Source organism: Streptomyces sp. NPDC088254, assembly GCF_044740925.1.
Taxonomy (GTDB): Bacteria; Actinomycetota; Actinomycetes; order Streptomycetales; family Streptomycetaceae; genus Streptomyces.
The window spans coordinates 156,328-174,945 of record NZ_JBIURQ010000012.1; the positions used below are offsets into that span (position 1 = coordinate 156,328).

Annotated in this window: 16 protein-coding genes; 11 read left to right on the forward strand and 5 right to left on the reverse strand. The window is 70.2% G+C overall.

Annotated features, from left to right (window positions below; genetic code table 11):
- Positions 1–734 precede the first annotated feature (734 nt).
- Both ACIOC0_RS31745 and ACIOC0_RS31750 read left to right on the forward strand, forming a co-directional pair.
- Entirely contained in the window at positions 735–2,528 is a 1,794-nt protein-coding gene (locus ACIOC0_RS31745) for a chloride channel protein (RefSeq protein WP_402159191.1), read from the forward strand.
- A gap of 171 nt (positions 2,529–2,699) precedes the next feature.
- On the forward strand, positions 2,700–2,945 hold the full coding sequence (locus ACIOC0_RS31750; RefSeq protein ID WP_402159192.1) for a hypothetical protein: 246 nt from the start codon (positions 2,700–2,702) through the stop codon (positions 2,943–2,945).
- A gap of 547 nt (positions 2,946–3,492) precedes the next feature.
- On the opposite strand, the gene thpD is transcribed toward ACIOC0_RS31750, so the two are convergent.
- From thpD to ACIOC0_RS31775, 5 genes are all read right to left on the reverse strand, one after another.
- Positions 3,493–4,350 carry an ectoine hydroxylase gene (thpD, locus tag ACIOC0_RS31755; protein ID WP_402159193.1) on the reverse strand — a complete coding sequence of 286 codons (858 nt, stop codon included), beginning with the start codon at positions 4,348–4,350 and terminating at the stop codon, positions 3,493–3,495.
- 1 nt (position 4,351) lies between these two features.
- Positions 4,352–4,750: an ectoine synthase gene (locus ACIOC0_RS31760; protein ID WP_402159194.1), complete on the reverse strand. Its 399-nt coding sequence runs from the start codon at positions 4,748–4,750 to the stop codon at positions 4,352–4,354.
- Positions 4,747–6,036, reverse strand: coding sequence for a diaminobutyrate--2-oxoglutarate transaminase (ectB, locus tag ACIOC0_RS31765; protein WP_402159195.1), 1,290 nt, complete (start codon positions 6,034–6,036; stop codon positions 4,747–4,749). Before ectB ends, ACIOC0_RS31760 begins: the two co-directional genes overlap by 4 nt.
- The gene (gene ectA / locus ACIOC0_RS31770) at positions 6,033–6,575 is read right to left on the reverse strand and encodes a diaminobutyrate acetyltransferase (RefSeq protein ID WP_402159196.1); all 543 of its coding nucleotides are present in this window, start codon (positions 6,573–6,575) and stop codon (positions 6,033–6,035) included. The genes ectB and ectA overlap by 4 nt, the downstream gene beginning before the upstream one ends.
- Before the next feature lie 1,081 nt (positions 6,576–7,656).
- The gene (locus tag ACIOC0_RS31775) at positions 7,657–8,574 is read right to left on the reverse strand and encodes a GlxA family transcriptional regulator (protein ID WP_402159197.1); all 918 of its coding nucleotides are present in this window, start codon (positions 8,572–8,574) and stop codon (positions 7,657–7,659) included.
- A 175-nt stretch (positions 8,575–8,749) separates the two neighbouring features.
- Here ACIOC0_RS31775 and ACIOC0_RS31780 point away from each other — a divergent pair, with 175 nt between their 5' ends.
- From ACIOC0_RS31780 to ACIOC0_RS31820, 9 genes are all read left to right on the forward strand, one after another.
- The gene (locus ACIOC0_RS31780) at positions 8,750–9,352 is read left to right on the forward strand and encodes a DJ-1/PfpI family protein (RefSeq protein ID WP_402159198.1); all 603 of its coding nucleotides are present in this window, start codon (positions 8,750–8,752) and stop codon (positions 9,350–9,352) included.
- Between the two features lie 250 nt (positions 9,353–9,602).
- A complete protein-coding gene (locus ACIOC0_RS31785) occupies positions 9,603–10,640 on the forward strand; it encodes an ABC transporter substrate-binding protein (RefSeq protein ID WP_402159199.1) in 1,038 nt (345 codons plus the stop codon).
- Between the two features lie 56 nt (positions 10,641–10,696).
- Positions 10,697–11,662: a FecCD family ABC transporter permease gene (locus ACIOC0_RS31790; protein WP_402159200.1), complete on the forward strand. Its 966-nt coding sequence runs from the start codon at positions 10,697–10,699 to the stop codon at positions 11,660–11,662.
- Positions 11,663–11,676: 14 nt separating this feature from the next.
- Positions 11,677–12,504 carry an ABC transporter ATP-binding protein gene (locus ACIOC0_RS31795; RefSeq protein ID WP_402159201.1) on the forward strand — a complete coding sequence of 276 codons (828 nt, stop codon included), beginning with the start codon at positions 11,677–11,679 and terminating at the stop codon, positions 12,502–12,504.
- Positions 12,505–13,122: 618 nt separating this feature from the next.
- Complete coding sequence (locus tag ACIOC0_RS31800) at positions 13,123–13,338, forward strand: hypothetical protein (protein ID WP_402159202.1); 216 nt, start codon at positions 13,123–13,125, stop codon at positions 13,336–13,338.
- 796 nt (positions 13,339–14,134) lie between these two features.
- On the forward strand, positions 14,135–15,871 hold the full coding sequence (locus ACIOC0_RS31805) for an ABC transporter ATP-binding protein (RefSeq protein WP_402159203.1): 1,737 nt from the start codon (positions 14,135–14,137) through the stop codon (positions 15,869–15,871).
- Positions 15,868–17,676 carry a thiol reductant ABC exporter subunit CydC gene (gene cydC, locus ACIOC0_RS31810; protein ID WP_402159204.1) on the forward strand — a complete coding sequence of 603 codons (1,809 nt, stop codon included), beginning with the start codon at positions 15,868–15,870 and terminating at the stop codon, positions 17,674–17,676. Before ACIOC0_RS31805 ends, cydC begins: the two co-directional genes overlap by 4 nt.
- Positions 17,673–17,852, forward strand: a complete 180-nt coding sequence (locus ACIOC0_RS31815; RefSeq protein WP_402159205.1) for a hypothetical protein — start codon at positions 17,673–17,675, stop codon at positions 17,850–17,852. The genes cydC and ACIOC0_RS31815 overlap by 4 nt, the downstream gene beginning before the upstream one ends.
- The gene (locus ACIOC0_RS31820) at positions 17,849–18,586 is read left to right on the forward strand and encodes a class I SAM-dependent methyltransferase (RefSeq protein ID WP_402159206.1); all 738 of its coding nucleotides are present in this window, start codon (positions 17,849–17,851) and stop codon (positions 18,584–18,586) included. The genes ACIOC0_RS31815 and ACIOC0_RS31820 overlap by 4 nt, the downstream gene beginning before the upstream one ends.
- Positions 18,587–18,618 lie beyond the last annotated feature (32 nt).

Below are 18,618 nucleotides of genomic sequence, written 5' to 3' on the forward strand. Positions count from 1 at the left end.
CCACGCGCGGCCACGATCACACGTCGTGCCGTGCGGGCGTCGACCAAGGCGGCCGCGACGGCCGCGTCGGCCTGGTGCAGCAGCCATGCCACGGCGAGCGCCGCGCCCATGTGGACAGCGGTCATAGCGTCGGACGCCTGGTGCCAGGAGTGGCCGTCGCCGGAGGCCGTCACCGAGCCGCCGTTCATCCCATGTACGGCGGGACCGGCGCGGGCCGCCGTGCTCCAGTGCCCGTTGGCCGCCCAGGCGAGAGCCAGATGGAGCGCGCCCTGCACCGCCAGCGTGCATCCGACCGTGGCCAGCGGAGAGAAGCGACGGCGGGCGGCGGGCCAGACACCCGCGAACTGCAGCAGCACAAGGGTGCCCACAAGGCGCCACGGCTCTGCCGCGCCGCCGGCCGCGTGGTGGCCGAGGGCGGCGAGGACGCTGCCCGCCAGGGCGAGGACACCCGCCCGGGCACAGGCGCCCGACGTGTTCACCCGCTCTTTCTCTCCCCTCTCCGAGAGGGACACGCAGGCCCCCTTTCGCACGTCTCCTCCCAGGCCCGACCGGATCCGGTGCGTCGGCACGCCCCGTCATGGTGCGGGTACGGCGGCGGATCCCCCAGCGTTCACTCTCCTGGCCCCCGCAGTGCCGCCCACGTCGTCCTCACCGGAGGCCGTCACCAGCGCACATGCTCGCATCGCCCCACCTGAGATACTTTGCATAATGCAAAAGTACGGGAAGGGGCAGTGATGAGTGCCGTCCAAACGGTCAAGAACAGGCCGGCCGCGGCGCAGAAGGCGCCGAACGGTCTCCCACTCTCGCGGAGAGTCACCGATCTGCGCTCCGCGCCCTGGGGGCTGCCGGTACTGGCCGTGGTGGTCGGCGCCGGGGCGGGAGCCGGCTCGATCGTCTTCCGCTGGTGCATCACCACCTTCACACACCTTTTCTCCGGCCACGGCGACTACGCCGCGTCCCCGGGCTCCGGCAATCCGCACGTGCCATGGCTGGGCCCGTACTTCGTGCTGTTCGCTCCCGTCCTCGGCGGCCTGCTCTACGGGCCGCTGGTGTTCCGGTTCGCCAGGGAGGCCCGCGGGCACGGGGTGCCCGAGGTGATGGTGGCCGTCGCCCAGCGCGGTGGGCGGATCAGCCCCAAGGTGGCCGTCGTGAAGACGCTGGCCTCCGCGCTGACCATCGGCTCGGGCGGCTCGGTGGGCCGGGAGGGGCCAATCGTGCAGATCGGCTCGGCACTCGGCTCAACACTCGGCCGTCTGGCGAAGGTGACCGAGGGACGGATGAAGCTCCTCGTCGCCTGCGGCGCGGCAGGCGGCATCGCCGCCACCTTCAACGCCCCCCTCGCCGGCGTCTTCTTCGCCATGGAGCTGATCCTGGGCACGTTCAGCACCGAGGCGTTCGGCGCGGCCGTACTGGCCAGCGTGACGGCGAGCGTCATCGGCCGGGCGGCCTTCGGTGACATGGCCTTCCTGAGCCTGCCGGACTTCCACGTCGACCATCTCGCGCAATACGGCCTGTTCGCCGCGCTGGGTGTCGTGGCCGCCCTGGTCGGCGTGGGCTTCTCGCGGTTCCTGTACCTGGTCGAGGACGCCTGCGACTGGCTGTGGCGCGGCCCCGAGTGGCTGCGCCCCGCGGTCGGCGGCCTCGCGCTCGGCCTGGTACTGCTCGCCCTGCCCGCGATGTACGGCGTCGGCTACCCGGTGCTGCAGAAGGCGACCGAGGGCGGCTACGCAACCGGCTTCCTGCTGTTGCTGCTTGTGGGCAAGATGCTGGCGACCAGCCTCACCATCGGCATCGGCGGCTCGGGCGGCGTCTTCGCGCCCAGCCTGTTCATCGGGGCGATGCTGGGCGCGGCGTACGGCATCGTCGCGCAGGACCTGCTGCCCGGCACGGCCGGCGCGGTGGGCGCGTACGCCCTGGTCGGGATGGGCGCCGTCTTCGCGGGCGCCTCCCGCGCGCCGATCACGGCCGTGGTGATCCTCTTCGAACTCACCGGCGAGTACTCGATCATCCTGCCGCTGATGCTGGCGATCGTGCTCGCCACCGCCACCAGCCGCCTGCTGTCCCGCGACACCGTCTACACGCTCAAGCTGCGCCGCCGCGGCATCGACATCGAAGGCGCCACACGGGGCGCACAGATCGGCACGCAACGGGTCGACGCCGTCATGGAGCCCCTGCCCTCGCCCCTGTCGTGGTCGACACCGCTCTCCGACGCCGCCGACCTGCTGAGCATTTCCGGCCACGGTGCGCTGCCGGTAGTGGACGAGGCAGGCGCGTACGCCGGGGTGGTCACCGCCCAGGCGGTCGCCGAGGCTCTCGCCGAACAGCCGGAAGCCGCGCCCGCCCGGGTCGGTCAACTCGCCGAACCACCCGCGTCCGTCACCGCGGACCAGCCCCTCGCGCAGGCGCTGCACGCCCTGCTCGCAGCGGGGGGAACCGGGGTCCCGGTCCTTGACCACCCGCACGGCGAGCCAGTCGGCTGGCTCAGTCACCAAAGCGCCCTGCGCGCGGTGCACACAGCGGCCGCATAAGACGCGGCCTCCTCCCGCACGCAGCCTCTGCGCAGGGGGTGCCGGACAAGTTCCTGCCGCCACACCGCCGCTCCGTCATCTCGGACGAAGACTGCGCGGCACCTATATATTGCACTGTGCAAAACTGGGTGGTGGCGACGTAGACCGACCCACCGCTACCAGGAGGCGCCCATGCCCACGAACCACGTCCGACGTGCGTACTCGTTCGTCTGCCTCGACTGTGGACACGGCTGGGAGGGCACATACGACATTGACGTGACCGTGGACGAGCACGCCCGGATCACCGCGGACTACCAACTCGACGGCGAACGCGTGCCGTCCCCGCTGCAGTCACCGCAGTGCCCTTCCTGCGAGAGGCACAAGATACGCATCATGCGGCCGGGGCGTGTGGCTTCGGCGCATCTGCACGAGACGTGACCGGCGCGGCGGCGGGCTCGCGTCGACGTTGCTGCCCGCCTGCAAGGCTGGGGAACGGTACGACCCGGCGCGTGCGTCGCTACGGACGTGGCCCTACCGGATCGCCGCCAACGCCTGCCTGACCGCGGTGGACGGGCGCTGCGGGCATCCGCCGCCGTCCGGGCCGGGCGCGCCGAGCGACGATCCTGAGGCGTTGCCGGCGCCGGCAACCGGCGTCCTCTGGATGGAGCCGTTTCCCGGCGTGCGGTTCGACCTGCGCCCGGCGCGGGTGGCGGCGGTGCAGAGCGTTCCGGCGAGACAGCGTGATGCTGCGGGAGGCGCTGGAGTTCACCGCGGCCGAGGTCGCCGAGCAGCTGGGGACCACGGTCGCGGCGGTCAACAGCACGCAACGTGCCCGTGCCTCCCTCGGCGGGTACGCGCGACCTCGAAGCGGGGTGCGAGCCGGACGATCCCGAGGTGCGGGCGGTGGTCGGGCGGTACCTGCGGGCGTTCGAGGCTGTCCACGCGGCCCGGCCGTGCGCCTCCGCTTCGGCCGGACCGCGGAAACCTATCCCACCGGCAGGAAGTCGCGGGCCGCGATGAACTCCGGTCGGCGCACCGGGGCGGCGAAGGGCTCCACCGGCTGGTTCTCCACGCTGTTGAACACGATGAACACGTTGCTGCGCGGGTAGGGCGTGATGTTGTCCCCGGAACCGTGCATGCAGTTGCAGTCGAACCAGGTCGCCGAGCCCGCGGGGCCGGTGAAGAGCTTGATGCCGTGCTCCAGTGCCATCTCGGTCAGCGCCGACGCCGAGGGGGTGCCGGCCTCCTGCATCCGCAGAGATCTCTTGTAATTGTCCCTGGGCGTGGCTCCCGTGCAGCCGAGAAAGGTGCGGTGTGAGCCCGGCATGATCATCAAGCCGCCGTTGGTGTCACGGTTCTCGGTGAGAGCGATCGACACCGAGACGGTGCGCATCCGGGGCAGGCCGTCCTCGGCGTGCCAGGTCTCGAAGTCGGAGTGCCAGTAGAACCCGCCGGCCCCGAAGCCCGGTTTGACGTTGACGCGGCTCTGGTGGACGTAGACGTCGGAACCGAGGATCCGACGAGCGGTGTCCACAACCCTCGGGTCCCGGACGAGTCGGGCGAATACCTCACTGATGCGATGGACTTCGAAGATCGAGCGGATCTCCTGGGAGGAGGATTCGATGACGGCACGCTCGTCGTTGCGTACCGCCGGATCGGCGATCAACCGCTTCAGTTCGGCCCGGTAGGTCAGGACCTGCCTCCGGGTGAGCAGTTCGTCCACGGTGAGGAAGCCGTCACGTTCGAAGTCGCGCAGTTCCGCGGACGGTTCGCCCCAGAGCACCGGGTCCCGGCGGGGCGTCGTCACTTCGGCCGCACCGCGTGTCGGATACAGGTCGGTCATCTCAGGCTCCTTCCGTGAGCAGGGGGTAGACGCCGTTCTCGTCGTGCACTTCGTGGCCGGTGACCGGCGGATTGAAGACGCAGACCAAACGCAGATCGGTGCGGGGGCGCGTGGTGTGCCGCTCGTGCCCGTCGAGAAGGTGGAGCGTGCCGGGGGAGACCCGGTATGTCTCGCCGGTTTCGTCGTCGGTGAGCTCGCCCTCGCCCTCGCCGCACAGGACAGTCTCGACGTGGTTCGCATAGCACATGGAAGTCGTGGTGCCCGCGTACATCACGGTCTCGTGGACCGAGAAGCCCACGCCGTCCCCGGCGAGGACGAGACGCCTGCTGCGCCAGGCTCCGGTTTCGGCGGTCACATCACGGTCCGTGCCCTCGATGTCGGTCAGTGATCGAACGATCATGTGTTCGTCTCTCCCTGTGCGGTCTGGCGTACTGCCCGGGCGAGAGTGCGCAGCCCCTCGTCGAGCTCGTCGGCGGTGATGGTCAATGCGGGCAGAAGTTTGAGGACCTCGTCCTGGGGACCCGAAGTCTCGATGAGCAGGCCCAGTTCGAAGGCGCGGGCACTTGCCCGCGACGCCCATCCCTTGTCGTCGAACTCCAGGCCCCACACGAGCCCCCGCCCGCGGTGGCGGGCGCCGGTGCCGGGGTGCTCGGCGACGATCTCGCGCAGGACGGCCTCGGTCTGCTCGCCACGGGCGATGGTCTGCTTCGTCATGCTGTCGCTGTCCGCCCAGTACGTGTCCAGGGCTGCCGTCGCCGTGACGAAGGCGGGGTTGTGGCCGCGGAAGGTGCCGTTGTGCTCCCCGGGCTCCCAGACGTCTAGTTCGGGTTTGAAGAGGGTCAGGGCCATGGGGAGGCCGTAGCCGCCGATGGACTTGGAGAGGGTGATGATGTCGGGGACGATGCCGGCCTCCTCGAAGGAGAAGAACGAGCCCGTCCGCCCGCAGCCCATCTGAACGTCGTCGACGATCAGCAGCATGTCGCGCCGCTCGCACAGATCGGCCAGACCGCGAAGCCACTCCGGCCGGGCCACGTTGACCCCGCCCTCGCCCTGAACCGTCTCGACGATCACAGCGGCGGGCTGATTGAGTCCGGAACCCTGGTCCTCCAGCAGACGTTCGAACCAGAGGAAGTCGGCGACGCGTCCGTCGAAGTAGTTGTCGAACGGCATGGGGGTGCCGTGCACGAGCGGAATCCCCGCACCGGCCCGCTTCATGGAATTGCCCGTCACGGCCAGCGAGCCCAGAGACATGCCGTGGAACGCATTGGTGAACGAGACGATCGCCTCCCGGCCCTTGACCTTGCGGGCCAGCTTCAACGCTGCTTCCACGGCGTTGGTGCCGGTGGGGCCGGGGAACATCACCTTGTGAGCCAGGCCGCGCGGGCGCAGCACGACCTCCTGGAAGCGCTCCAGGAAGGTCCGCTTCGCGGTCGTGCTCATGTCCAGGCTGTGCGTGACGCCGTCGTGTTCCAGGTAGTCCAGCAGGGCGCGCTTGAGGACCGGGTTGTTGTGCCCGTAGTTGAGCGCTCCTGCACCGGAGAAGAAGTCGAGATAGGTCCGCCCGTCCTCATCATGGACGCGGCTGCCTCGGGCGCGGTCGAACACGACAGGCCAACTGCGGCAGTAGCTGCGGACCTCGGATTCCAGAGTCTCGAAGATGGAGGAGGAAGGCGGAGTGACAGTCACTGAGGCAGGTCCTTGGGTGCGGTTCGTGTCAGCGGGCTGATGCGGTGGAGGATCTCGGGCTCGTGCCCGTGCGCCGTCGGGAACAGGCCCTCGCCGAAGAGGACTTCGCGCTCGATGCACGCCCCACGCCGTTGGGCGAACGAGGCGAACAGCCGGTGCGAGGGTTCATTGCCGGGTGTGATCGTCGTCTCGACGCGGCGAGCCCCGGCGCCCACGCTGCGTACCGCGAGGTCGTCGAGCATCCGGCCGGCCAGCCCGCGACCTCGATGCGCGCGGTCCACTGCCACCTGCCAGATGACCAAGGTCTGCGTGTGACCGGGCCGCATGTATCCGGTGATGAATCCGATGGGGTGGCCGAGGACGTCATGCGCGACGACGGAGGTGCGGGAGAAGTCACGGCACCACAAAAGGTAGTAGGTCGAATTGAGATCGAGGACCCCGGTGTCACGGGCGATGCGCCACACAGCTGCGCCGTCCGCGATATCGGGGAGGTCGATACTCGGTACCGAGGGTGAATCCGTCTCCATGCTGGATTTCATGGGTGACAAACCTAGATGGAGAAGTTGAATTTTGCAGCGCACGAACTTCTCGCAAGAGGCCTGTGCGCGACGACTCCGATCCGGAGTAAATCGGATGAAATTATGGCATGGGGAGAGGGCGTTCCGGGCATTACGGCACCGAGTCACGCCGGGATAACAATCCGGAAATCCCTTGGTTTGACAGTCGCGTTACGGGGGAAGGGGAGGTCTGAGATTCAGAATTTCAGTTCCGATTAAAATGAGCGCATACCTTCACGGCTCCGGCGTCGGAGCTCGCGGGAGCCGTGAAGGTGTGAATGTCGGTGCTTTCTTCGACTTCTTGTGGGACCGCCCTGGATTGCCTAGCTTGCTATCCTGTTCCGAATTCCTGAAAAACTCCTCCGATGGGCTCGGCTCGTTGCTGCGACCGCCTCTGGCGTTGTGAACTCGTCGCGGCGTTCCCGCTCCAACCGCGTCCGGTGGGCGTGTCGACGCCTCGCCGAGGGTGCCTTCGCCGTCCTTGTGGCTGTCGGCAGCCTTTTCGCGACGCTGATCCGAGCGTGCCGCCGGATGTGCTGCCGGTATGCCGAGAGGTGGACCGCTCCCGGACGGCCATCCGCACGGGAGGCCCCCTCGGTGGCTCGGGCTGAGACCGCTGGAACGCTCTGATCTTGAGCCTATGCAATCTTTGCTCTGTAGAACCATTGTCCGTCCTTCACTGTTATCGAACCGAGGCCGAAGCCACGGCCTGTGTGGGCGCCGTCCCGGCGGGCGTCTTCGCGGAACTGCGTTCGAGGGCCTCGGCGTTCCCGGGTTCTGCGGCTTCATCGCGAGTTCCAGATCCTCACCGGCTCGCCGGCCTCGCAGACGATTTCACCGGAGCCGACGCGCAGCTCCGCGTCGCCGCGGCCCGAGCCGGTCCGACCACCCACCTTGCTCTGGGAGGGAATTCCTGATCGCGGACCCGACGGCGTCCGCCGACCGGTCCGGCGGATCGCAGCCGGCGCCAAGGGGCGACCCGGTCCGTCCCAGGCACCTGCACAGCGGTCCGGCACTGGCCGGCGTCCTGCCGCCTGGCCGAACTGGAGTCGGTGGTGAGGGGTCAGACCACGGCGAAAGCCCGGCGGTACTCGCTCGGTGTGGTCCCGGTGGCGCGACGGAAGTGCTGCCGGAGGTTCGCCGGGGTGCCGAGGCCGCAGACCTCACTGATGTGCCCGATGGTGGCATCGGTGGTTTCGAGGAGTTCGCGTGCTCGGTCGACGCGCGCGGTGTTGAGCCACTTGATCGGGGTGGTGCCCGTCTCGGCCGCGAAGCCGCGCACGAAGGTCCGGGTGGACTGCCGGGCGTGTGCGGCCAGATCGGCGACCGTGAGTGGCTTGTCGAGGCGGGTCAGCGCCCATTCCAGCGTCGGGCCGATACCCGTCCTGTTCGGCGGCGCGGGCGGCCTTCTGATGAACTGCGCCTGTCCGCCCTCCCGATGGGGTGCGGCGACGATCTCGCGTGCCACCGCGTTCGCGACGGCCGTTCCGTGGTCGCGGCGCACGAGGTGCAGGCACAGGTCGATGCCGCTGGCCACGCCCGCGGAGGTGAGGACGCCCCCGGCGTCGACGTAGAGCGCGTCGGGGTCGACCTCGACCTTCGGGTGGAGGCGGGCGAGTTCGCCTGCGTAGCGCCAGTGGGTCGTCGCACGCCTCCCGTCGAGCAACCCCGCGGAAGCGAGCGCGAAGGCTCCTGTGCAGATGGAGGCGGTGCGGGCGCCGCCTCGGTGTGCCTGGCGCAGTGCGGCCACCGCCTCGTCCCGTGCGCCGTCGAGATGTCCGCGGAAGGCGGGCACGATCACGGTGTCCGCGGTGCGGACCGCGTCGAGGCCGTGCGTGGCGATCAAAGGCCATCCACTGGCCGTTTCGACGGGGCCCGGGACGCGACCGCAGAGCAGCAGCTCGTAGGACAGTTCCGGCAGACCGAGGATGTGGAACGGCATGCCGACCTCCATCGGCAGCGCTCCGTCAAGTGCGAGCACGGCGACACGATGCCGCCGGACAGCGCGAGGCGAGGTGATCGGAACGGCCACGGCAGAAATCTATCGGTAGTCGCGTCTTCTGCCACTTGTGGGCCGTGATCGAGGGCCGGAACGATCGAGTGGTCCGACCTCGTGTCGAACCGTCCCGCTCGCTCTCCAGGAGATGCCCCACACCATGACTGACGTACTGCCCTATCGAGTCACCGTGCTGTTCTTCGAGGACGTCGAGCCGTTGGACGCCGTCGGCCCGTGGGAGGTCTTCCGGCTCTGGCAGGAGTTGACCGAACGGGACGTGGTCGTCCGCAGCGCGAGCATCGACGGCCGACCGGTGCGGTGCGGCCTGGGGCTGACGGTCACGCCCGACGGCACCGTCGACGACGAGCCGAGGCCGGACCTCCTCGTTCACCCCGGCGGTGCCGGAACAGATCTCCTCCAGACCGACCGGAAGCACCTGTCACGCCTGCGGGCCCTCGCGGACCAAGGCACGCTCATGGCGTCCGTCTGCAACGGCGCCCTGGTCCTCGCGGCGGCGGGACTCCTCGCGGGGCTGAGCGCGACGTCTCACTGGAGCGTTCTCGACGACCTCGCGTCGCGGTATCCGGACGTCGATGTGCGCTCCGGGCGGCGATGGGTCGATGCCGGACACGTCGTGACCAGCGCGGGCGTGTCCGCCGGCATCGACATGTCCCTTCACCTCGTCGAGCGCCTCGAAGGGGCGGAGATGGCCCGGCGGGTGGCTCACGTGATGGAGTATCCGTGGCCGCCGGAGACCCCCTGACCGCGTACTCGCTGGTTCAGAGGAGGACCCGGGTCCGGAGAAGGCCGCGTTCTGCGCGGCCGCACCCAGCTCACCTGACCAGCCGACGCGGATGACCCGCTCTTCGCGTCGTCCGGTGCGCCATCGTGAGCAAGGGACCCGGGGCACCGCGACAGACGCCGCAACTGCCGGGAACCCAGGGCTGCTTCACTCCGACTACTGCAACAGAACCCTTGAGCCCACAAGTGCGTCAAGCACGCAAGGAGCCCGCATGTCGATGAAACGGCCGGCCGCCACCGCCCTGGCCGCAACCCTGTGTCTCCTCACGGCGGCATGCGGCTCCTCGCCCGTCGACAAGGCGGGCGACGAGACGACCGAGGCGGCCGCCTCGAAAGCCGGCTACCCGGTGACCCTCGACAACTGCGGCCAGAAGCAGACCTTCGACAAGGCCCCCAGCCGGGTCGTCGTCATGAACGGCGCCTCCGTGGCCGAGGTCTCCACGCTCCTCGCCCTCGGCCTCCAGGACAAGATCGTCGCCAACCAGCAGGGCTACGGCATGTCCGAGGTCCCGGGCCGCGCAGCCGCCATCAAGAAGCTGCCCACCGGCGACGTCAAGCTCAACGAGGCGTACGACATCCCCCGTGAGGCCATGCTCGGCCTGCGCCCCGATCTCGTCCTGTCCGTCACCAGGTACGGCTTCGACCAGAAGAACGGCTTCGCCACCCGCGAGCAGCTGAAGCAGGTCGGCGCGGGCAGCTACATCTCTCCGCAGGGCTGCGACGACGACCCCTCCAAGATGACCGTCGCCGACAGCTACCGGCTGCTGCGCGACATGGGAAAGATCTTCAACGTCGGCGACAGGGCCGAGAAGCTGATCGCCGCCTCCGAGAAGAACATTGCGGCGGTCTCCGAAAAGGTCAAGGGGGAGAAGAAGCCGAAGGTCATGGTGCTCTTCTCCAACATGTCCATGGGCGGCAACGACTTCAGCTCGGTCGTCAGCAGGGGCATCATCAACGACATCCTCGCCAGGGCCGGCGGCTCCAACGCCTTCGAGGACGCCGCCAAGACCACCTTCGCCGACCTCAGCAAGGAGAAGGTCGCCGCCACCGACGTCGACGCCCTCGTCGTCATCGCCTACAACGACCCGAACCCGGCGGCCTACGCCAAGAAATTGCTCAAGGAGTTCCCCCAGTGGCCGGCCGCCAAGAACAACACGTACGTGACGCTGTCCGACTCGATGTACCTCGGCCCGAGCAACGACCTGGCCGTGGAGAAGGTCGCGAAGATGCTGCACCCCGACGCGCTCTGAGCCGTGTCAAGGTCCCGCTGGCGTTCACGCTCCTGCCCGTCGCGCTGGCCGCCACCATGATCGTGGCGATCAGCATCGGCGCCGTCAACGTCCCTGTCGGTGACGTGTGGGGAATCGTCCTCCACCACGTCACCGGCGTGGGGACGGCGCCCTCCGACCCCGCGCTCGACCAGATCGTCTGGAACTTCCGCACCCCGCGCGTGGTCCTGGCGGCCGTGGTCGGCGCCGGCCTGGCCGTGTCCGGCGCGGTACTGCAGACCGTGGTGTCCAACCCGCTGGCCGACCCCATCGTGCTGGGCTTCTCCTACGGCGCCACGCTCGGCGCGGTCCTCGTCATCACCCTGGGCGGCGGCGCCGCGCTCGCGGGCCTCGGGGTGTCGGCCGCCGCCTTCCTCGGCGCGGTCGCCGCAGGCGCGCTGGTCTTCGCCCTCGGACAGCGCCGGGGGCGGATGGCCCCGACCAGGCTGGTCCTCGCGGGCGTCGCCGTCGGCTACGTCTTCCTCTCCGCGACCAGCTACGTCCAGCTCCAGGCGACGCCCACCGAGCTGCGGACGGTGATGTTCTGGATGCTCGGCAGCGTCTCGGGCGCCCAGTGGGACCAGCTCCCCACGGTCACCGCGGTCGTCCTCGTCACCACCACGCTGATGACCCTGTTCGGCCGCCGCCTCAACGTGCTGCTGGCCGGCGACGAGTCCGCCACCGCCCTCGGCGTCGACGTCAACCGGCTCCGTGCCGTGCTGCTGGTCCTCAGCGCGCTGCTGACCGGTACGGTCATCGCGGTCGCGGGCAGCATCGGCTTCGTCGGCCTGATGATCCCGCACCTGGTACGCCTCACCATCGGAGCCGACCACCGGCGGCTGCTGCCCCTGACGGCGCTCCTGGGCGCCGTCTACCTGGTCCTCGTCGACCTGCTCTCCCGCACCCTCGACCGCCCCAACGAACTGCCGCTGGGCATCCTCACCGCCCTGCTCGGCGCCCCCTTCTTCCTGTGGCTGCTGCGCCGCAACAAGGGCTTGGACTGACTTGGACTGCCAACATGAAACTCACCGTGGACCGGCTCCACGTCACCCTGGACCGCAACCCGATCCTCAGGGACGTGAGCCTCGATGCCCGCAAGGGCGACATCGTCGGCCTCGTCGGCCCCAACGGCAGCGGCAAGTCCACCCTGCTGCGCACCGTCTACCGCTCACTGCGCCCGGCGGACGGGGCGATCCGCGTGGGTGAGGACGACGTGTGGGAACTGTCCCCCCGCGCCGCGGCCCGCCGTACCGCGGCCGTACTCCAGGACGCCGGCGGCAACACCACCGGCCTGACGGTCACCGAGATCGTGGCCCTCGGCCGCGCCCCCCACCACGGCCTGCTCGGCCGGGACGGACCCGAGGACCACCACGCGGTCTCCGACGCCATCGACCGCTGCGGCGTGCAGCCCTTCGCGGACCGCGACTACGCGTCCCTGTCCGGTGGCGAACGCCAGCGCGTCCTGCTGGCCCGCGCTCTGGCCCAGAACCCCAGGCTCCTCGTCCTCGACGAGCTCACCAACCACCTCGACATCCGCGCCCGCTTCGAACTCCTGGACCTGATCCGGACCACCGGCATCACCACCCTCGCCGTCCTCCACGACCTCGACCTCGCCGCCCGCCTCTGCGACCACCTCGTCGTCCTGAGCGACGGACGCGTCGCGGCGGCGGGACCGGTCCTGGAGGTACTCACCCCGGATCTTCTCGCCGACGTCTTCGGCGTCGACGCGCGCACCGAACGGCACCCCGACGGCGTCATCCGCATCACCTACGCCGCCCGCCCCCTGGCGACCAGTGGGAGCCGCGAGGACGCCGCCGCCCACCCTGCCGAAACCGCCGACCGGTGAGACGGCGGTGAGCGCGCGTCAGCAACCCTGAGACCCGCACGGGTTCTGGACCTCGTACTGGAACCAGGTGGACGCGGCTCCGCCGCAGCGGGCCCAGGCGCATGGCCATGGCGTCGATATCAGCCGACACCCCGGCACTGGTCACGACGGTCCCGTCATCGGCATACGGCAGCGGCGAACACGAGCGAACCGGTGCACACGCTCGCCACACCATGCCGCGGGCGTGCAGGGTGCGCAGCCACTCCGGGAGCCCCAGGTCCCTGGCCCGTCCGGCGCTGCCGCGCCGCGTGCTGGTGACCATGCGGAGGCTCTTGAAAAGCCGCACCACTCCCGCACGCGGGCCGACGGCCAGGACGCGCACGGATGCCGTCGCGCCAGGCGAGGCCGGAACAATCCCTCCCCAGGTAGTCGATGAGTCGTTCGGTCTGGTTCCCGCAGGTTGAGGGGCACATGGAGCACCGGGTGCGAAACGGCGCACAGGCGCACTTGACCGTGCCTCAGTCGCTGCGCGCGCGGGCGCGTGGCGCCGCGCGACCGGGGGTATGTCTCGGCCACTACGGGACGCCAGGTGACGGCGTGGACCTGGCGGCCCTACTTCCCGTTGAAAGGCAGTGCACGATGAACGAGATCACCGGTCTGGAGCCCCTGGCCACCTTCTGCGGAAACTGCAACTGCGGCTGCCCGCAGCTGTTCGTCGACCCCGGCGCCCCGGCCGAGCGCCGCGTCCTGCTCACCGACGACTTCGGACAGCGTGTCCAGATGAGCGCCGACCAGTTCGCCTCTCTGGTGGAGGAGGCGAAGGCCGGAAAGCTGGACGGCATAGCCGGCGCCTGAGGCCGCCCGCCCGACTGGGGGGAGCTGCCCGCTGCCCACTGCGGTCGCTCCGCCTGCCTGCCGGCACTTCACGGCGAGGCGCCGCGCAGCTGAATGAATCAGCACTCCCGTCCGCAAGAGGCGATGAGCCCATCGGTACGAGGAGTTGACTGGTGTCCCGGAGCCGGCTCGGCGTAACGCGTCGGGCGAGCCGCTGACGTCGGCCCAAGAGCGCGTCGGCAGCCCGCGTGCGCTGTCGGCCGGTGTCTTCGCGGCCGTATGCGTGGTGACGACTGCGCTGGGGCACGCGCTCACGTCCGGCGATTCGCTGCCATGGTGGGCGCTGAGCGTGGCGTTCTCGGGGACTGCTTCGGCCGGTTGGTGGCTCACCGGTCGTGAACGCGCCGCCGTGGCCGCGATCGGTGCCACGGCCGCAGCCCGGGGGCGGATTCCTCGCCGCCCGCGCCCTGCGGCGCCGCGGAGCACCGGAAGGGGGCGCCGGCGAGTGACCGATGCCCGGACTCCCGTACCCGGCACGGGAGTCGGGGCCGACGGGCCTGCGAGGTGACGGCCCACCCGCGCGCAAAGGCAAGCGTGCCACCGGCCCGCGACGTGGGCCCGGAGCGCACGTCGCGCTGTCGCCGGTCACCGGACTGCCGGACACTTGATTTGAAAATGACAACCATTTAACTTTATATCCCGAAGTCTTGACGGTGCCACGCGCGCTGGACTATTTATTGCCAAGAGGTTGCAATAAGCCTCCGTCCGGGGCTGAGCGTCCCACGATGCCAGCCCGCCCGGGCGGAGAGGATCCTTCGTGCGATCGGCTGTCGGCCTCTTCCTGTCCTTCTCACGGCGCGCCCGGATCGAGGTCGCCGGGCTGGTCGTCCTGCTCCTGCTCGTCACCGCGACCTACATCGGTCAAGGGCTGCTGATCGCGAGACTGCTGGCGAACGTGCTCGACGGCGCCGCGATGGGCGAGCTGGCGGGGCCGGTGGTCGGGATCGTGGCGCTGCAGCTCGCTCGGATCGCCGTGATCGTGCTCCGCGACAGCTGGGCGCCCCGCGTTTCCGGCCGGGTGAAGGAGACGGTGCGACAGCGGCTCACGGCGAAGCTGATCGAGATCGGGCCGGGGCAGGCTCAGCAACTGCGCACCGGGGACCTGCAGTCCACCGTCGTCGACTCGGTGGAGCTGCTCGATCCCCTGATCGGCCGTTTCGTGCCGTCGGTGTACGCGTCCATGCTCGGAGCCGGCGCGGCATCGGCATGCATCATCGTGATCGATCCGCCGGTCGGTGTCATCGTGCTGGTGTGCGCCCTGCTGGCGCCGCTGTCCCAGCTGCTCGGCGCGCGGTGGATCAAGGATCGCGGTGATCGATGGATGCAGTCCTACCGCGGCCTGTACGCCGAGAACCTCGACGCCGTGCAGGGCATGGCGACGCTCAAGGCGTTCAACGCCAGCGGGCGCCGCGGACGGGAACTGGCCGACCGGGCCGAGGCGTTCTGCGTGGACTCGATCCGGCTCATGTGGTCCTGGGCCGCCTCCTCCAGCGTCGCGCAGCTGCTGGTGCCGATCGGTACCACCGCGGCGGTCGCGCTCGGCGCCTGGCACGCGGCCCGGGGTTCGATCAGCGTGGCCGGGCTCTTCGTCATCCTCATGCTCACGCGGGAGACGTTCCGGCCGATGCACGACCTGGAGGCCGCCTACCACGCCGCGTACTCCGCGATCCCGGCCAGCGTCGGCGTCGCCGAGCTGCTGCGCCTCGAGCCGGACGTGACCGAGCCGGCCACGGCGGCTCCTGCGCCGACCGAGGACCCGCCGGGCCTGACCTTCTCCGACGTCTCCTTCACCTACCCGACGCGAAGCGCCCCCGCCCTGCGGAACTTCAGCCTCACGGTGGCACCGGGTGAGCGACTGGCGGTCGTCGGCCGTTCCGGCGCGGGCAAGAGCACGCTGATCGCGCTGCTGATGCGCTACTTCGACCCCGACGACGGTGTGATCCGGCTCGGCGGGCGGGACATCCGCGAACTGCCGCTGGCACAGCTGCGCGCGCTCGTGGGAGTCGTGTCCCAGGACACGTACCTCTTCCACGGCACCGTCCGGGACAACCTGCTGCTGGCCAAGCCGGACGCGCGGCCGGAGGAGCTGGACCGCGTGACGGCGGCGGCCCGTGCCGACAGGTTCATCCGCGCGCTGCCGCAGGGCTACGACACCGTGATCGGTGAACGCGGGCTGAAGCTGTCCGGCGGCGAACGCCAACGGCTGGCGATCGCACGTGCGTTGCTCAAGGACGCGCCGGTCCTCGTCCTCGACGAGCCGACGTCCAGTGTGGACGCCGCGAACGAGGCCGAGATCACCCAGGCGCTGACCGAGCTGATGCGTGGCCGGACGAGCGTCGTCATCGCGCACCGGCTGTCCACGGTCCGCGGCGCCGACCGGATCGTGGTCATGGACGGCGGCCTCGTGGTCGAGGCGGGCAGCCACGCCGACCTGCTCGGCTCAGCCGGGGCCTACGCCGAGCTCGTCGCCACTCAGACGGGAGCGACGCGATGACCGCTGTCACCCACGACCACGACCACCTGCACGACACCGGCGGTGAGGATCACGCGCGGCCGCGGTCGTCGAGCGCCCGGCTGCGGGTGCTCATGCCGCTTCTCGGGGAGCACCGGAGGCTGATCGCCGTCGCCTATCTCGCCGGCGCGGTGCACCAGTTGCTCGCGCTCGCTTCGGCCGGGATCGGCGCCTACGTGGTCGCGCTCGCGGCGACCGGTACCCCGGCCGGGGAACTCACCGGGTGGATCGTGCTGTTGGCGGCGCTCATCGTGCCGCTCGCCTTCTTCAACGTGGCCGACAGCGTGTTCGCCCACGTCGCCGCCTTCCGTGCCCTGGCCGACACCCGCGGCAAGGTGTACGCGGCCTTCGAGCGGCTTTCCCCCGGGTACATGCTCGAACGCCGGTCGGGTGACCTGGGATCGGCGGCGATCGCCGACGTCGAGCAGATCGAGCTCTTCTTCGCGCACACGCTGAGCCCGCTCGCGGTGGCCACGACGATCCCCGTGGCGACCACGGTGGCGCTGGGCAGCTTCCACTGGTCACTGGCGGTGGCGTTGCTGCCGGTGCTGCTGGTGCTCGCCTCGGTGCCGGCCTGGTTGCGCCGCCGGGCCGAGGCGCACGGCCGGGAACTGCGCGAGTCACTCGGCCGGATCGGTTCCGACAGCGCCGACACCTTCCAGGGACTGCGCGAGCTGGTGAACTTCGGTGGCCGGGAGCAGCGGCTGGAGCTGCTGCGCCGGGAGGGCTCGCGGCTCGTGGCGGCGAAGGCTCGGCACGGCCGGCGGTCCGGAATCGAGTACGCCGCGACGGACACCATCGCCCTGCTCGGCATCCTCGTCGTCCTGGTGCTCGGCGCCCGCCTGGTGGCCCAGGGCGAACTGGCCGCCACCGCTTTCCCCGTCGCCGTCGTACTGGCCGCGATGTCGATGATGCCCGTGCTCAAGGTGACCGAGGTCGCCCGGGAGCTGTCGGTGGTGGCCGCCGCCGCGGAACGCATCGTCACACTGATCGAGCAGCCTCCCCCGGTGACCGATCTGGTCGACGCCGCACCGGCCGGCCCGATCGCGCCGGTGGTGCGCTTCGACGGGGTCGGCTTCGCCTACCGCGACGACCTGCGGCCCGCCGTCGAGGACGTCTCCTTCGAGATCCGCCCCGGGGAGACCGTGGCGCTCGTCGGGCACTCCGGGGCCGGCAAGTCCACCTGCGCCAACCTGCTGCTGCGCTTCTGGGACGCGGCCGCCGGCTCCATCACGATCGGCGGGCACGACGTGCGCGACTTCCCCGCCGAGGACCTGCGCCGGCTGATGACCCTGGTGCCGCAGGACACGTTCCTTTTCAACACGTCCCTGCGGGAGAACATACGGCTCGGCCGTGCGGACGCCACCGACGCGGAGGTCGAGGCGGCCGCCCGTGCCGCCCAGGCGCACCAGTTCGTCGCCGAGCTGCCCCACGGCTACGACACGGTGGCCGGGGAGCTCGGCGCAAGGATGTCCGGCGGGCAGCGGCAGCGCATCGCGATCGCTCGCGCGCTGCTCAAGGACGCGCCGATCCTCGTCATGGACGAGGCGGTGTCCAACCTCGACGCCGCCAGCGAACAAGCCGTCACCGAGGCGATGAACAGCGCCAGACAGGGACGCACCACGCTGGTCATCGCGCACCGGCTGTCCACCATCCGCACCGCTGACCGGATCGTCGTCCTGGACCGGGGCCGGGTCGCCGAGACCGGCACCCACGCCGAGCTCGTCGCCGCCGGCGGCCGTTACGTCAACCTGCTCGCCGCCCAGCTCGACGAGGAGTCGGTGTGACGGCCGGCACCGGCCCTCCCGCGCGAACTCCGTCGTGCAGGACGTCGCCGGCGCACCGGCCCGTCGCGCGCGACCGGACGCACCCGCTGGACGTCGTCCCCGTCAAGCACGGGCTGCAGGCCGTCGGCGGCCCGGAGCAACTCGCCGAAGAAGAGAAAGCGGAGCAGCCGGAATGACCGATTCCGACGTGCAGGAACCCATCACGTCGTACTGGAGCGGCCACGGCCCCGACTACGACGCGCACCCGACGAGCCGGCTGCACATGGGTGAGGCCGCACAGCGCTGGCATCAGGTCTGGGCCTCGGCGCTGCCCGAGGCACCGGCCGACGTGCTCGACGTCGGCACCGGCACCGGCCAGGTCGCGGTCCACCTGTGGCAGCTGGGTCACCGTGTCACCGGGGTCGATCTCGCCGAGGGGATGCTGGACCTCGCCCGGGCCAAGGCCGCGGAGCTGGACGACCCGCCGGTCTTCCGGCTCGGGGACGCCGTACGCCCCCCGTTGCCCGCCGCCTCGTTCGACGCCGTCACCGCGCGGTACCTGCTGTGGACGCTGCGCGAACCGGTGCAGGCGCTGCGGAACTGGCTCGAGCTGCTGCGGCCCGGCGGGCGTCTCGCCGTCGTCGACGGGCTGTGGTTCGCGAACGGGATCGACACCTCCCGGGACACGCCGGACAGGGCCGTGTTCCACTCCGCCTACCAGCGCCACGTGGTGCAGGCGCTGACGCTCGCGGAGTCCGCGGATCCGCAGGACTTCGCCGCCGCGGTCCGCGATGCGGGCTTCGTCGACGTGCGGATCCGTGACCTGCCGGAGATCCAGGCCGCGGAGCTGGAGCTTTCCCGCGATCCCGCGGTGGGCCACCAGGTGGACCCCCGGATGCAGTTCCTCATCACCGCGCGGCGGGCGCCGTGAGGAATGCGCGACGCCTTGCCGCAAGTACGCCC

Coding starts and splice junctions, on each gene's coding strand:
- ACIOC0_RS31790 (WP_402159200.1), top strand. CDS start 10,697: ATGATCGTGGCGATCAGCATCGGCGCCGTCAACGTCCCTGTCGGTGAC.
- ACIOC0_RS31750 (WP_402159192.1), top strand. CDS start 2,700: ATGCCCACGAACCACGTCCGACGTGCGTACTCGTTCGTCTGCCTCGAC.
- ACIOC0_RS31745 (WP_402159191.1), top strand. CDS start 735: ATGAGTGCCGTCCAAACGGTCAAGAACAGGCCGGCCGCGGCGCAGAAG.
- ACIOC0_RS31820 (WP_402159206.1), top strand. CDS start 17,849: ATGACCGATTCCGACGTGCAGGAACCCATCACGTCGTACTGGAGCGGC.
- cydC (WP_402159204.1), top strand. CDS start 15,868: ATGACCGCTGTCACCCACGACCACGACCACCTGCACGACACCGGCGGT.
- ACIOC0_RS31800 (WP_402159202.1), top strand. CDS start 13,123: ATGAACGAGATCACCGGTCTGGAGCCCCTGGCCACCTTCTGCGGAAAC.
- ACIOC0_RS31785 (WP_402159199.1), top strand. CDS start 9,603: ATGTCGATGAAACGGCCGGCCGCCACCGCCCTGGCCGCAACCCTGTGT.
- ACIOC0_RS31760 (WP_402159194.1), bottom strand. CDS start 4,750: ATGATCGTTCGATCACTGACCGACATCGAGGGCACGGACCGTGATGTG.
- ACIOC0_RS31795 (WP_402159201.1), top strand. CDS start 11,677: ATGAAACTCACCGTGGACCGGCTCCACGTCACCCTGGACCGCAACCCG.
- ACIOC0_RS31780 (WP_402159198.1), top strand. CDS start 8,750: ATGACTGACGTACTGCCCTATCGAGTCACCGTGCTGTTCTTCGAGGAC.
- thpD (WP_402159193.1), bottom strand. CDS start 4,350: ATGACCGACCTGTATCCGACACGCGGTGCGGCCGAAGTGACGACGCCC.
- ectA (WP_402159196.1), bottom strand. CDS start 6,575: ATGAAATCCAGCATGGAGACGGATTCACCCTCGGTACCGAGTATCGAC.